The organism is Pseudomonas paraglycinae (genome assembly GCF_021601625.1).
Lineage (GTDB): Bacteria > Pseudomonadota > Gammaproteobacteria > Pseudomonadales > Pseudomonadaceae > Aquipseudomonas > Aquipseudomonas paraglycinae.
The window spans coordinates 1-13,230 of sequence record NZ_BQHR01000017.1 but is presented as its reverse complement, the minus strand read 5'-3'; the positions used below and the strand labels follow the sequence as shown (position 1 = coordinate 13,230).

Annotated in this window: 12 protein-coding genes; 6 read left to right on the top strand and 6 right to left on the bottom strand. The window is 60.9% G+C overall.

Going from position 1 to position 13,230, the window contains the following annotated elements; all coding sequences use genetic code 11:
- Positions 1-60: 60 nt before the first annotated feature.
- Together L6D82_RS22500 and L6D82_RS22495 are read left to right on the top strand one after the other, a co-directional pair.
- A complete protein-coding gene (locus L6D82_RS22500; RefSeq protein WP_102719547.1) occupies positions 61-1,233 on the top strand; it encodes a hypothetical protein in 1,173 nt (390 codons plus the stop codon).
- Positions 1,234-1,413: 180 nt separating this feature from the next.
- Positions 1,414-1,941: an SET domain-containing protein-lysine N-methyltransferase gene (locus tag L6D82_RS22495; protein ID WP_102687515.1), complete on the top strand. Its 528-nt coding sequence runs from the start codon at positions 1,414-1,416 to the stop codon at positions 1,939-1,941.
- An 8-nt stretch (positions 1,942-1,949) separates the two neighbouring features.
- On the opposite strand, the gene can is transcribed toward L6D82_RS22495, so the two are convergent.
- Complete coding sequence (can, locus tag L6D82_RS22490) at positions 1,950-2,594, bottom strand: carbonate dehydratase (protein WP_236191692.1); 645 nt, start codon at positions 2,592-2,594, stop codon at positions 1,950-1,952.
- Between the two features lie 142 nt (positions 2,595-2,736).
- On the opposite strand from can, the gene L6D82_RS22485 reads away from it, so the two are divergent.
- A complete protein-coding gene (locus L6D82_RS22485) occupies positions 2,737-3,135 on the top strand; it encodes a serine kinase/phosphatase (RefSeq protein ID WP_236191691.1) in 399 nt (132 codons plus the stop codon).
- A gap of 15 nt (positions 3,136-3,150) precedes the next feature.
- Here L6D82_RS22485 and rimI read toward each other — a convergent pair whose 3' ends face one another.
- Together rimI and L6D82_RS22475 are read right to left on the bottom strand one after the other, a co-directional pair.
- Positions 3,151-3,603: a ribosomal protein S18-alanine N-acetyltransferase gene (gene rimI, locus L6D82_RS22480; RefSeq protein WP_102687513.1), complete on the bottom strand. Its 453-nt coding sequence runs from the start codon at positions 3,601-3,603 to the stop codon at positions 3,151-3,153.
- Positions 3,596-4,342: an energy transducer TonB gene (locus L6D82_RS22475; RefSeq protein ID WP_102687512.1), complete on the bottom strand. Its 747-nt coding sequence runs from the start codon at positions 4,340-4,342 to the stop codon at positions 3,596-3,598. Before L6D82_RS22475 ends, rimI begins: the two co-directional genes overlap by 8 nt.
- Before the next feature lie 231 nt (positions 4,343-4,573).
- Between L6D82_RS22475 and mksB the strand changes: the two genes are divergently transcribed.
- The 3 genes from mksB to mksF are packed head-to-tail and all read left to right on the top strand — an operon-like array spanning position 4,574 to position 9,382.
- Positions 4,574-5,854 carry an Mks condensin complex protein MksB gene (gene mksB / locus L6D82_RS22470; RefSeq protein WP_236191690.1) on the top strand — a complete coding sequence of 427 codons (1,281 nt, stop codon included), beginning with the start codon at positions 4,574-4,576 and terminating at the stop codon, positions 5,852-5,854.
- Entirely contained in the window at positions 5,844-6,545 is a 702-nt protein-coding gene (gene mksE, locus L6D82_RS22465; RefSeq protein ID WP_007951764.1) for an Mks condensin complex protein MksE, read from the top strand. The genes mksB and mksE overlap by 11 nt, the downstream gene beginning before the upstream one ends.
- A complete protein-coding gene (gene mksF, locus L6D82_RS22460; RefSeq protein WP_236191688.1) occupies positions 6,542-9,382 on the top strand; it encodes an Mks condensin complex protein MksF in 2,841 nt (946 codons plus the stop codon). The genes mksE and mksF overlap by 4 nt, the downstream gene beginning before the upstream one ends.
- A 69-nt stretch (positions 9,383-9,451) precedes the next feature.
- On the opposite strand, the gene L6D82_RS22455 is transcribed toward mksF, so the two are convergent.
- The 3 genes from L6D82_RS22455 to L6D82_RS22445 are packed head-to-tail and all read right to left on the bottom strand — an operon-like array spanning position 9,452 to position 13,017.
- The gene (locus L6D82_RS22455) at positions 9,452-11,755 is read right to left on the bottom strand and encodes a PqiB family protein (RefSeq protein ID WP_102716936.1); all 2,304 of its coding nucleotides are present in this window, start codon (positions 11,753-11,755) and stop codon (positions 9,452-9,454) included.
- Positions 11,748-12,371: a paraquat-inducible protein A gene (locus tag L6D82_RS22450; RefSeq protein ID WP_236191686.1), complete on the bottom strand. Its 624-nt coding sequence runs from the start codon at positions 12,369-12,371 to the stop codon at positions 11,748-11,750. Before L6D82_RS22450 ends, L6D82_RS22455 begins: the two co-directional genes overlap by 8 nt.
- Positions 12,358-13,017 (bottom strand): paraquat-inducible protein A, encoded by a 660-nt coding sequence (locus tag L6D82_RS22445; RefSeq protein ID WP_007951772.1) that lies wholly within the window; start codon positions 13,015-13,017, stop codon positions 12,358-12,360. Before L6D82_RS22445 ends, L6D82_RS22450 begins: the two co-directional genes overlap by 14 nt.
- Positions 13,018-13,230 lie beyond the last annotated feature (213 nt).

Here is a 13,230-nt window from a genome sequence, read left to right as displayed (position 1 = left end):
CTGGACGCGGGCCGGATTGCCCTCCACCAAGGTTTTACCCTCGCTGAAAAGGATCTGAGCATGTTGAAACTCGCAGGCCTCACCCTCGCGGCGCTCACGTTGAGCGCCGCCGCCCACGCCGATGTCGACCTGAAACTGGGCAGCACCGAACGCGTCACCCGCCTCTTCGCCTACCCCAACAATTGCAGCGTGATCTGCTTTCGCAACTGGACGCTGGAGCAGACCGTCGCCCATTACCTGAGCCAGAGCGTGCAGCGCGACGGCTACACCAACGCCAAAGTGCTGGTGAAAAACGACAACGATCAGCTCTACGCCGAAATCAGCGGCGTACCGAAGGGCTACGACAAGCCGCTGACCGCGCTGCTGGACGCCGGCGATCTGGCCTACAAAGGCGCCAGCAAACTCAATGCCGACGGCAAATGGGCATACAGCTGGTACCTGTTCCTGCCGCTGGGCATGGCCTTGGAAAACCGCAAAAGTGTCGAGCTGTTGCACTTCCCGCCGGATTACTCACTGACCCAGGCCCAGGATTACCTGCGCTCGAACACCACCGACCGCTGGGCCGCGCTGCTGACCGACAATGGCATCCCCGCCGACCAGACGCCGGCCTACCAGACCATCATCGACATCGCCCCGATCGCCGCGCCCGCCAGCGCCGGCAAGGATCTGGAAGGCGTGTACGACTACTTCAAGGATTACCAGACCACCATGGTCAAGCAGGTCAGCCAGAACGCCAGCGGCGCCGTGCTGCCGATGGTTGCCTTCGGTGCGCCGGTGCGTAACTGGATCAAGCAGCAATACGGCGCGACCGTGAATGTACTGGGTCTGGCAACCATCAGCCCGAGCACGGGAGTGAACGTGCCGGTGCTGGGTTCGAACCACCCGAGCTACATCTGGTACGCCGCCGACCCGAGCAACTACACCGGCGACGATGCCCAGGCCAAGGCCGATGCAGCCGGTCTGAAGGTAATGGGGCAAGACCTGAGCGCCGCCTGCTGGCAGGCCGGGATGGGCAGCAAACCGGGCACCGATCCGAAGACACTGCTCAACAGCTGCACCCAGACCTGGCAAGTGACGCAGAAAGCCAAGACCTGCGAGCTGTTCTACACCACGATCCGCAACCAGACCGTGGCACAGGCGGACAAGACCTGCTCGACCGCACCAGTCAAATCCCAGTTGCAACAGCTCAAAAGCCCATTGCCGGACATGGCCGCGCCCGCCGCCCATCTCTGAAAGGACATGCGATGTTCCCGTGTCAGCCTTGGCTGACCCGGGAAAGCGTCTATTTCGCCTGTCAGATCTGACAGTAGACCGCTAATGTGATTTACGGGATCTTGGATCCAATGATCGTGTTGCAGGACTGACAGGACGTCAGCTCGGGAAAGTCGCGACACCTGGCCAACAGGGAACGTTATGAACACTCACGCATTACCGGGTAAACCGGCACGCGATACCGAGGGCATTTATCCTTTTGCCGGACTCCCCGTGCGCATGGGATTTCCGTCAAAACAGGATTTCGAGATTGTTCACGATCCCGAGGGCGTAGCCACCGCTGTCGTAGCGTGCCGGGAGTTCCTGCGCATCACCCGAATGTGCCGGGTTTCAGGCCAGTTGCTGCCCTATCGCTGCCGGCAGACCCGGCAACTGATGCCAGGGATTCATATCTACGATCCACGCTTTTGCGGACTTTTCGAACACTCATGCGATCCAAACACCTTCTTTGACGCAGTAGAATTATGGTTCTGGGCTCTGCGCGACATTGCCGAAGGTGAACGATTGACCATGGACTACACCGCCACCGAAGACAAACTGTTGCGGCAGTTCGCCTGCGGTTGCGGCTCCTCGCGCTGCCGTGGGTGGATCACCGGTTACGACGAATCACCCAATCTTGAAGGCCAGCGCTATTTGCTGAGCTGGCGGCGTCGGCAAGGTTTACGCTGAACGACCGATCAAGGCGCGTCGACCGGACGCAAACGGTATTGCGGCGGCAATTGCTCGAAACCGCTGATCGTGGTGTTCAGGCTCTTCCAGCGACCATCCTTGATGCCGTAGATGCAGCCGTGGATCGACAGGCTCTGCCCGCGATGCCAGGCGTTCTGGATGATGCTGGTATGGGCGACGTTGGCCACTTGCTGGATCACGTTGAGCTCGCACAGACGGTCGACCTGCTCTTCTTCGGTCGGCAGCCTGGCCAGTTCTTCGCGTTTTTCGTAGTACAGGTCGCGGATCGAACGCAGCCAGCCGTCGATCAGGCCGAACTGACGATCCTGCATCGAAGCACGCACACCGCCGCAGCCGTAGTGCCCGGTCACCAGAATATGTTTGACCTTGAGCACGTCCACTGCGTACTGGATCACCGACAGGCAGTTGAGGTCAGTGTGCAGCACCACGTTGGCAACGTTGCGGTGAACGAACAGATCGCCCGGCAGCATGCCGACGATTTCGTTGGCCGGCACCCGTGCGTCGGAGCAGCCGATCCACAGATATTCAGGCGTCTGCTGACGGGCCAGCTTGGCGAAGAAATCCGGGTCTTCCTTGGTGATCGCGTCAGCCCAACGCTCGTTGTTATCAATCAGGTCTTGTAAGTCATGCATGCTGTAAGGCCTCAAGAAAGATGCGCTGGTATGACAGTCGACCGCCCGTCGGGGTCACGCGGGGATCGTGGGTGATTTGCTTTGAATTTCTCGTGCACCCGGTGAGTCCATCCCAGTAAGGCCCACAGTATGAGGAATTGCCATGACTGATTCACGACGTCCCTTCGATGCGGTGCAACCGGAGCCCATCGATGATAACGAAGACCGCATGGGTTCGGTGCACGAGCTGGACTTCGACGACGAACAGCCCAGTGCGAAGATCGGCGATGAACTGCCCGAGCGCGAACAGCTGATGCCCCGTGACCGCGTGCGCGAAGCCGGTTTCACCGGGGCATCGACCGCCGATCACGAACCCACCGACGATGACCTGAGCCCGGAGACCCTGATTCATGAAGATGGCGCCCGGGATGCTCATGAGGTCGGCGAAGGCAATCAGGCCGATTGGGATCTGAGCGTGGTCGACGAGGACGATATCGGCGGCGGCAACGGGCTGGATGAAGCGGAACTGGCGCGTCGCGATCCGCTGGATCGCAAGCGCTGAGGACACCTGCCGCGATCAGTCGACGAGCGTGCAGGCCATGACTACGGCATCTTCACGCCCGCCGACCGCCGGGTAGTAATCCCGGCGCCGGCCGATCTCGTTGAAGCCATAGCGCTCGTAAAGGCGAAAGGCCGACGTGTTGCTGTCGCGCACTTCCAGGAAACATTCCCGGGCATCGGCGGCGTAGGCGCGGGACATCAGGTATTCGAGCAGGGTCAGCCCGAGCCCGCGACCCTGGTTTTCCGGTTTGACCGTGATGTTGAGCAGATGCGCTTCATCGAGAATGATCTGCACCACCCCGTGGCCCACCTGCTGCTCACCTTCGAACATCAGCCAGATCTGGTACTTGCCCAGGCCGTCGAGAAAAATCCCGCGGGTCCACGGATGACTGTACGCGGCATATTCAATCTTCAGCACAGCGTCCAGGTCCGCCTCGGTCATCGGGCGAAACGATACAGCGTCACTCATTCGATTCTTTCCAGCGCGCCATCAGCCGACGCATGGCTTGCCACACGGCGGCCTTGCGCTGTGGCTCTTCCATCAACAATTCCAGCCCGGGCACGGCCCACGCCAGGCCAAGCCCCTCGATTTGCAATTCACGGTTGAACGCCTCGGCCTCCGCTTCGCCGGCAAAACGCACCGCCGGCAGGCCGATCAGCCACAGACAGGCGCACGGCGACGCCTCCATCTGCACCGACAGGAAACCCTGGACGAAATCCCGGGCCGCCTCCGGGCCCTGATCCATCGTGCCGCGGTTCAGCCATGGCCAGCGTACCGGCTCACCGACAATCTGTGGCGCGTCCGGCAGACCGGCGGCACGCAGCATGTCCTTGAGCAGCAGATAAGCCGGATCGCGGGACTGGAAGGCTTCGCCTGTGGGTAACTCCACCAGCAACAGGCAACGGCCGGCGCGCAGCAATTGCAGGGCAAAGCGCGGTGGCGGCACCGGCGCCGGCCTGGCCACCACAGGTGTTTCGTCGACTTCTTCGACCGGTTTGGCGCCCGTGCGGGTGCTGGCCAGCGAAGGACGCGGAACCTCGATCTTCGGCCGTTCGACCGGACGTGCAGCCGGCTGCACCGGCGCTTCGGCCGGGGTTGCCGGCATTACCGGCGCGGCAATCTCGGGCTCGGGCATGTCCAGCAGCTCGGGCCGCGACGGCGCGGCAAAGGGCAATTCGGTGCGCGGCAGCCAGTTGACCACCTGCATGGCGTTCAAATAGGCGCGGCGGCGGGACTCGATTAGCAAGGGTCGGCCACTTGTGGATAACTGAAGTGCGCTGATTCTACCGCCCTTCGCTCAAGATCGCGCGCTGTTGATCGATAGTCTTGACCGATACCTTGACGCAAAGAAAAGCGACAGCCCGTCCCGAGAGTGAATCGCATCCTTCGTGATGCAGTACAATCGCGGCTTTTAATCGCCAACCAGCCGGCCATTCCGATGATCGAACCCAAGCGCGTCTTGCGCGCCCTCGCTGAACACTGGGCACTTCTGGAGCCACTGTGCGAGCACTTCGACCAGGGCACCCTGAGCCTCAACGAACTGCGCACGCAACTGGCCGCCCAGCAACTGGACAGCACGCCGCAGGACATCACCAGCCTGCTCGACGTGTGGATCCGCCTCGACATTCTGGTTCCCGTGGCGAAAAGCCCGAACCGTTTCGAGCTGAACGCGCAGATTCACGACTTCCTCGCCTATCTGCGTCGGGAACACCGTCTGGGCCTGTGCCTGGAAATCGAAGCCTATCTGCGTCACCTTGAGCGTCTGGCCGGTTATATCCAGGATGCGTTCGACGTCCGTGACGGCAATGACCTGGCGCGTCAGTTGCGCCTGCTCGACATGCGCGTGCGCGACGTTCTGAAGAAACTCGACAACGACGAACAGGCGCTGGTGGCCGTGGCCGAACGGGCCAAGACCAGCGACCGGCAGATTCCGCTGCGTCAGCGTTACGCCGAAGTGCTGGCGACCTGGGACGAATACGTCGAGCCGATGATCGATCTGGTGAACGCCGACGGCGCCTTCGAGCAAGGCGTGCGCAAGGTCGAAACCGTGCTGCTGAAGATGCTCAGCGAACAGCAGCGCCTCGGCCATCTGGTCGATGACGACATGCTGCTGCGCACCCACGCGCGCATCCTCGAAATGCAGACCAGCGCCCAGTTGACCCTGCGTTACGCTCGGGAATTGCTGCTGCCGCTGCGTGAAGAAGCGCGCCGGCACAACGCCGTGACCCGTGGTGCCGCACTTGCGCTGGCCGCGATCCGCCGCAAAGGCATCGACGCCGTGCCGCAAGCCGCGATGCCGCTGTTCACCCGGCCGCAAAGCACCTTCCTCGGTAGCGCCAGTCAGGTTGAAGCCTACGTCTACGCCCTGGCCCGTTTCGAGCCGAAACCGGCGCGTTTCCCCAAGGCGCACAAATCGCAGAAGACTGGCGATGCCCCGCGCGCACCGCGCACCGTGCGCGAGATGGTCGACCGCTGCGAAGAATCCCTGCCGATGCCGGACCTGATGACCTGGTTGCTGGAGCAGGAACCGGACGGCGCCACCGACGAATTGCTTTACTGGTTCTCGCGCCTGTCGCGGGAGAAACGCTTCAAGCGCGAGCGTCTGGAACGCCGCGAATACCACACTCACGAGCACCAGGTCAGCCTGCGCTCCTTCGCCCTGCTCTCGGCCGGCGACACCGCCGCCGAGGATTCTGCGAGCATTCCCAATGCATCTTGATCTTTCCGAACTGTCTCAGCTGGCGCCGATCTTCCGCGAGCTGTTCAAGGGCTACCACGTCAGCCGCCGCGACCCGGAGCTGTACGCACAACTGTCGAACTTCCAGGACCAGTACCGCACGCTGTTCAAGGCACTGGGTTTCGAACTGGTCTGCGACACCCGTGGTTTCTATTACTTCGTGCCGGACATGGCAGCAGCGGCGGTGAACAAGACTGCTCAGCGTCTGGCGCTGTTCACCTTCATCCTCGTCGAGCATCTGGCCGATCAGGGTCGCGATCCGATCGCCGTGCTCGACGGCGGCAGCCTCGGCCGCGAAGAACTGCCGTCGCTGCTGGAAAAGTACCGCGACCTGTTTATCCAGGCCGAAGTGCAGACCGTTGAAGAGCTGGAAGAAAAAATCATGCGCCGCATGACCCAGCTCGGCTTCGCCAGCGAGGAAAACGGCGTGTACCGTTTCCTGCCGCCGATGCATCGCTTCCTCGACGTCTGCCTGTCGGTCCAGCAAGACCGCGATCTGGCGGCCAGCGTGCACAGCGTTCTGCCGCTGCCGGCACCGGTACTGATTGACGAAGCCGCCGAGGCGAAATTTCTCGCCACCGACGACCCGCTCGATCTATCCGAATTTGAAGAAGAGAGCGAAGAAGACGCACTGGCCAGAGCCATTGCCGAAGAACAGGAGTCCGACGCATGAGCCAGGAACGCTACGGCATCCGCCGCTTTGCCCTTTTGAACACCGCCGGTTACAGCCTCGGCCTGTTCCCGCTGGAAGAACCGCTGTCGGTCTACGGCGCGAACAACCTCGGCAAATCCGCCTCGATCAACGCCTTGCAGTTTCCGATTTTGGCGCGCATGTCGGACATGAGTTTCGGCAAGTACAGCCTGGAACAGTCCCGGCGTTTCTACTTTGCCTCCGACACCAGCTACATCCTCGTCGAAGTGAACCTGCCCCACGGCCCGCACGTGATCGGGGTGGTCGGTCGCGGCCCGGGTGGCGGTTTCGGTCACCAGTTCTTTGCCTACGCCGGCAAGCTCGATCTGGCGCATTACCAGAAGAACGACACCTGCCTGCGGCAGAAAGAGCTGTTCAGCAACCTTGAGAAAGAAGGCCTGAAAGCCTACGAACTCAAGCCGGATGAGCTGCGCCGATTGCTGGTGGGCGGTCATACGTCGATCCCGCTCGATTTGACGCTGATTCCGCTACGCTCCACCAGCGAGCAGAGCCTGAAGACCTTCCGCGCGCTGTTCATCAACCTGCTGCACATGCGCGAAATCACCGCAGCCAAGCTCAAGCAGCTGTTCCTCGATGCGTTCGAACACAGCCTGCGGTCCGGCAGCGTCGATTACATCGCGGCGTGCGAAGAAGCCTTCCGCGACGTGCGTCGCATGGAACAGGACTACAACTCGCTGGTAGCTGCCGGCCCGCTGGTCGAAGCCTTGGCCAACGGTGTGAAACAGCGCGACGTGCTGCGCGGCAAACTGCATCGCCTGTCGCCGCTGCTCGACTCGTTGCTCGGCACCTGGTCGGACTACGCCACGGCGCGCAAGGAAGAGCTGACCATTCAGGCCGAGCACTACCGTCGCGAGCAGGACGACCTGCAAAACGATCAGCGCGGCGGCACTCAGGAACTGATGCGTCTGGAGCGGGAAATCTCCGGCATCCAGCGCTGGCTCGGCGAGTTGTCCGTTCTGAAGAACCGCTTCGCATTGGTCGATGACGTCAAAGTCCTGGAGCAGCAACTGCTGGCGGCCAAGGACGCTCACGACGAACTGGCCGGTGCGCTGGCGCAGTCCCGTCAGTTCAGCGCCGAGGATCTCGAAGAACGTCTTCGCGATCTGGAAAAACGCCTGAAGTCGGTGAAGCAGCAACTCGATCACGCCGACAACAACAGCTACGCCCGCCTGCGCGAAGAGTTCTCGCAACAGGATGTCGAGCGCCTGATGCGTCTGTTCAACAGCGCGCTGTTCAGCCTGCCGCTGGGCGAACACGGCATCACCCTCGACGAGAACGGCGAGTGGGTAAAATCGGTCGAGCTGATCCTCGACGGCTTCAAGGGCGAGCGTTTCGAAGTGCCGGGCCTGTCGATCGACATCTCGCACATCGAGCCACCGGCCCTGCAAGCGCTGGCCGACCGTGCCGCGCTGCGCGATCAGAAAGAACGTCTGGAAAAAGAACTCAAGCAACTCAAGACCCAGCAAGCCGTGGCCGCCGACCGCGCCGCGAGCAAGACCCAGACCGAAGCGCTGTACCAGCAGGTGCTGGATGCGCAGAAAGCTTTGGAAGACTTCCGCCGCACCCAGACTCTGAGCGCCGAAGAAGGTGACAAGCTGGAGCAACTGGCGCAGATGGAAGCCGCGCAGGACGAACTCAAGCGTTCCAGCGATGCGTTCACCGAGCGCGTCCAGCAACTGTCGGCCAAGCTGCAACTGGTCGGCCGGCAGATTGCCGACATGGAAGCCAAGCAACGCACCCTCGACGATGCCCTGCGTCGCCGTCAGTTGCTACCGGCGGATCTGCCATTCGGCACGCCGTTCATGGATCCGGTCGACGATTCCATGGACAACCTGCTGCCGCTGCTCAATGACTATCAGGACAGCTGGCAAGGCTTGCTGCGTGCCGATGGCCAGATCGAAGCGCTGTACGCGCAAGTGCGCCTCAAAGGCGTGGCCAAGTTCGACAGCGAAGACGACATGGAGCGCCGTCTGTCGTTGCTGATCAACGCTTACGCGCACCGTACCGACGAAGCCCTGACCCTCGGCAAGGCGCGTCGCGCAGCCGTGACCGATATCGCGCGGACGCTGCGCAATATCCGCAGCGACTACGACAGCCTCGAGCACCAACTGGCGCTGTTCAACCGCGAGATCAACAAGCGTCAGGTGTCCAACCTGCAGAGCTTCCGCATCGTGCTCGCGCCGAACAAGGAAGCGCTCAAGCACATCGACCAGATCATCCACAGCGCCGGTCAGTACGAAGAAGGCGAAACCCTGTCGGTGTTCGACCTGAGCCAAAGCGCCGAGCAGGACAACAAGAACGAAGAGGCCAAGGAATACCTGGCGCGGCTGGTGGCGGCAAACCACAACCAGCTCGGCCTCAAGGACTTGTTCGAACTGGCGTTCGAGATCACAAAGGTCAACAGCCAGCCGGTGATCCACACCGACATCGATGGCGCGGCGTCCAACGGCACCACGATGACCATCAAGGCGCTGACCAACATGTATTTGTTGCTGCACTTGATGGACCGCGACCTGGCCGGTCGCGTGCGCCTGCCGTACTACCTCGACGAGGCGGCGGACATCGACGAGAAGAACCAGGCTGCGCTGCTGGAAACCAGCCTGCAACTGGGCTTCGTGCCGATTCTGGCGAGTGTGAAGCCGCAGGTCTGCGCCAGTGTCGCCATCGACCTGGAAGGCGGCAGCGGCCCGGCCGGAATCTATATCGACGAGGCGGACTGGAAGTACATCCGCCGCCACGATGTGGTGAAAGCCACCGTCAATGTCGAAGCGGACGAGCCGGAACTGGATGCGGTTTGATGCATAACTGACGGGCACAAAAAAGGGCCGCGATCCATTGGATCGCGGCCCTTTTTCATGGGCTCTCGATTATTTACCGAGGGGGATTTTCGGTGCCCAGTTCAGCCACTCGTCTTCGAACTTGTCGAACAGCGGGAAGGTTTGTTCGGCGCGGGCCGGATTGCCCATCTTCTCGCCGTCCGGTGTGGCGAAGGCGATACCTCCCTGAATAACGGTCTCGAGCGACTCAGTGCGCACCGTTACACCCTTGAACAGGCCAATGTCGAAACCGACGCCGCTAGTGTTCCAGAAGCGACTTCCGCTGCGCACCAGTGGCGCGTATTTCGGTTCGATCAGGATGTGCACCAGTACGCGATCCGCTGTCTGGCCCAGTTCGTAACCGGTGACTTTGCCTACGGTGATCTCTCGGTAGGTCACCGGAACACCCGGTTTCAGCGAGCCGCGACGGGCAGCGCTCAACACAAGGCTCAAGCCTGCCTCCTGCTTGGTGACTTCCGGCGGATTGGCCAGGGCCACGAAGTTCTTCTGCGGGCCGAGGTTCTTGGCCGCAGGTTGCACTTCGATGTACTGGCCGGTGACCAAGGTCTCCAGGTTCGAGGTCTTGATCAGACCCAACTCCGGTTTGACCACCCAGAACTGACTGCCGACTCGAGCAATCTTCTCCGGCACTTCAGTGATGCGCGCGGTGAGGATTACCGATTGCAGATCATCGGTCAGGTCGACACTTTCGATCTTGCCGACGTCCAGGCCTTTGAAGCGAACCGGGGTGCCACTGCGCAAACCGTCCGCGCGATCGACCTTGATGGTGACGACGGCACCTTTCTGATTCGCTTCATCATGGCTGGCGAACAGACGGAAGCGCGGGATGCGTTTTTGTAACGGTGCTTTGGCTTGTGGCGTTTCGAAGGCAATGCCGCCGGCCATCAGGGTCTGCAGCGATTCACTCTTGACCTGAATCCCGCCGGTCAACCCGCCGGTCAGCGTGACACCGCTGACGTTCCAGAACCGGGTCGATGCGTTGACCAGGTTTTCGTATTCCTTCTCGATGTGGACGCCAATCACCAGTTGTTTGCGGGTCTTGGAGAACTGATAGCTCTGCACCGAACCGACCTTGACCTGCTTGTAGAGGATCGGGCTGCCGACGTCGATCGAGCCTAAGGTATCGGTGAACAGCACCAGGTGCAGGCCGGGTGCACGCAGATCGAGCGGCGGTGCTTTGGGTCGGGCTTCGAATTCACGCTGTGGCGCACCGCCCTTGTCGCCCGGGCGAACGGCAATGTAGTTACCTTTTACCAACGCTTCCAGACCGGTGATGCCGGCCAGGGAGATCGATGGTTTGACTACCCAGAACTGCGTGCCGGTGACCAGATAGTCTTCGGCCAGCGGATCGAGGGTCAGTTCGGCGGTGGCGCTGGACAGGTCCGGATCGATCTTCAGCGCTTTCAGGTTACCGACCTGAATGCCCTTGTACATCACCGGGGTGCGCCCGGCTTGCAGGCCCTCGAAATCGCTGAGTTTGACCTTCACGCGGATACCGGCGGCGGCCGCATCGAAGTCTTCGTAGAGACGGAACGGCAGGCTTGGATCGGTGGGCGGGCTGTCCTTGCGGTTCTCCGGCGTGGCGAAGGCAATACCGCCGGCGACGATGCTGGCCAGGGATTCGCTGCGCACTTTCACGCCGGACAGGTTGGCGTCGATGCTGATGCCGCTGGCGTTCCAGAAACGGGTGTGTTTGCGCACCAGTTTGGCGTAAGTCGGTTCGATGAACACCTTGAGCTCGACCGTACTCTGGTCTTCCGACAGCACGTAACTTTTGATCTGACCGACTTTGATCTGCTTGTAGAACACCGGGCTGCCGCGATTCAACGAACCCAAACGGTCGGCCTTGATCGTCAAGTGCAGACCGGGCTTCGAATCCGATAGCGGCGGCTCTTCGGCCAGTGCCTTGAACTTGCGGGTCGGCTCGCCTTCGCCGGGACTGATGGCGACGTAGTTACCCGATACCAGGGTTTCCAGGCCGGTGATACCGGCCAGGGTCACGCTCGGTTTGACCAGCCAGAAACGGGTGCTGGTCTTCAGGTACTGATCGACATCCTTGTTCATCTCGATGGTCGCGATGACACCTTTGGAGTTGCCTTCATCATCGAGCTTGAGGGTTTTCACCTTGCCGACCGGCATGCCTTTGTAGACCACTTCGGTCTTGTTGGCCTGAATGCCTTCACCGCTTTCAAACCGCACCTGAATCTCGATACCGGTTTCGGTGTAGGCACGCCAGCCGAGCCAGCCGCCGATAATCAGGGCGATCAGGGGCAGCACCCAGATGGCAGACCAGTTCGAAGCCGGTCGGGTTTTCGCTACAGGCAAATCAGTCATGGTCGGCGTCCGACTCCGTGTTATCCCAAATCAGTCGGGGATCGAAAGTGACAGCGGCGAGCATCGTCAGAATCACCACACTGGCGAAGGCGATGGCGCCAAGATTGGCTTCGACACTGGCAAGCCGGCCGAAGTTGACGACCGCCACCAGAATGGCGATCACGAAAATATCGAGCATCGACCAGCGGCCGATGAACTCGATGAAGCGGTACATCCAGATCCGTTGACGGGCGGACAACGGCTGGCGGCGCTGTACGGAAAACAGCAGCAGCGCGATGCCCACCAGTTTGAAGGTCGGCACCAGGATGCTGGCGATGAACACCACGGCAGCGATCGGAATCATGCCGTGCTGCACCAGCTGGATGACGCCGGACATGATCGTACTCGGGTCACCCTGGCCCAGAGAGCTGACGGTCATGATCGGCAGAACATTGGCAGGGATGTAGATAATCGCGGCCGTGATCAGCAGCGCCCAGGTTCGCGCGAGACTATTGGGCCGCCGGGCGTGAACCAGCGCACCGCATCGGGTGCAGGTCTGCACATCGCTGTCGGTATCGTGCCTGTTCAGTTCGTGGCATTCGGTACAGATCAGAATGCCTGCATCAATCGCCCGCATGGGCATCTTCTCCTGATAACGCCTGCCAGATCTGGTGCGGCGACATCACCACTTCGAGCCAGACCTGAACCAGTAACAAGCCGATGAAACATGCCAGACCGAGACCGACGGTGATGGCGGCCATGTCCGCCAGTTTGACGATCGCCACCAGGACGCCCATGAGGTAGACCTCAAGCATGCCCCAGTCTTTGAGGTGGTGATAAATGCGGTAGAGCAGCAGGCCGTAGCTACGACCGATGTTGAAACGGATCGTCAGCAACACGATCAGCTGACACAGCAGTTTCAACAGTGGAATCGCCATGCTGCAAAGGAATACGACAACCGAAACACCGCGCATATCGGTGTTGAACAGACCGATAACACCGCTCCAGACGGTGTCCTGCGACGATTGCCCGAGAACATTGAGCTGCATGATGGGTAAAAAGTTCGCCGGCACGTAGAGCAACAGCGCGGCAATGACCAGGGCGAGGCTGCGCTGCACCACGTTATGACGGTGAGCGTACAGTTCGTAACCGCAGCGTGGGCAGAGGGCTTTTTCGCCGTGAGCAAGCTTGGGCTTGCGCATCAGCAGATCGCACTCATGGCAGGCCACCAAGTCATCCAGCGGTAAATCTGACAGCCCGGGGGCGTCAACCGAATCCGACATAAGGGCTCTGGCTCCGAGAAAGTTGGGATCTATTCTAGTGTTCTGATTCGAAAATAACTGTGCAAATTTGTTCGCTGACGCGAGCAAAAAACTTTCCTGCGGGCAAAACAAAACCCCAACTGCTTTCGCAATTGGGGTTTCGGAATTTAATCTTGACGATGACCTACTCTCACATGGGGAAACCCCACACTACCATCGGCGATGCATCGTTTC

Coding starts and splice junctions, on each gene's coding strand:
- mksE (WP_007951764.1), top strand. CDS start 5,844: ATGCATCTTGATCTTTCCGAACTGTCTCAGCTGGCGCCGATCTTCCGC.
- L6D82_RS22450 (WP_236191686.1), bottom strand. CDS start 12,371: ATGCGGGCGATTGATGCAGGCATTCTGATCTGTACCGAATGCCACGAA.
- mksF (WP_236191688.1), top strand. CDS start 6,542: ATGAGCCAGGAACGCTACGGCATCCGCCGCTTTGCCCTTTTGAACACC.
- mksB (WP_236191690.1), top strand. CDS start 4,574: ATGATCGAACCCAAGCGCGTCTTGCGCGCCCTCGCTGAACACTGGGCA.
- L6D82_RS22445 (WP_007951772.1), bottom strand. CDS start 13,017: ATGTCGGATTCGGTTGACGCCCCCGGGCTGTCAGATTTACCGCTGGAT.
- can (WP_236191692.1), bottom strand. CDS start 2,594: ATGCATGACTTACAAGACCTGATTGATAACAACGAGCGTTGGGCTGAC.
- rimI (WP_102687513.1), bottom strand. CDS start 3,603: ATGAGTGACGCTGTATCGTTTCGCCCGATGACCGAGGCGGACCTGGAC.
- L6D82_RS22485 (WP_236191691.1), top strand. CDS start 2,737: ATGACTGATTCACGACGTCCCTTCGATGCGGTGCAACCGGAGCCCATC.
- L6D82_RS22495 (WP_102687515.1), top strand. CDS start 1,414: ATGAACACTCACGCATTACCGGGTAAACCGGCACGCGATACCGAGGGC.
- L6D82_RS22455 (WP_102716936.1), bottom strand. CDS start 11,755: ATGACTGATTTGCCTGTAGCGAAAACCCGACCGGCTTCGAACTGGTCT.
- L6D82_RS22475 (WP_102687512.1), bottom strand. CDS start 4,342: ATGCAGGTGGTCAACTGGCTGCCGCGCACCGAATTGCCCTTTGCCGCG.
- L6D82_RS22500 (WP_102719547.1), top strand. CDS start 61: ATGTTGAAACTCGCAGGCCTCACCCTCGCGGCGCTCACGTTGAGCGCC.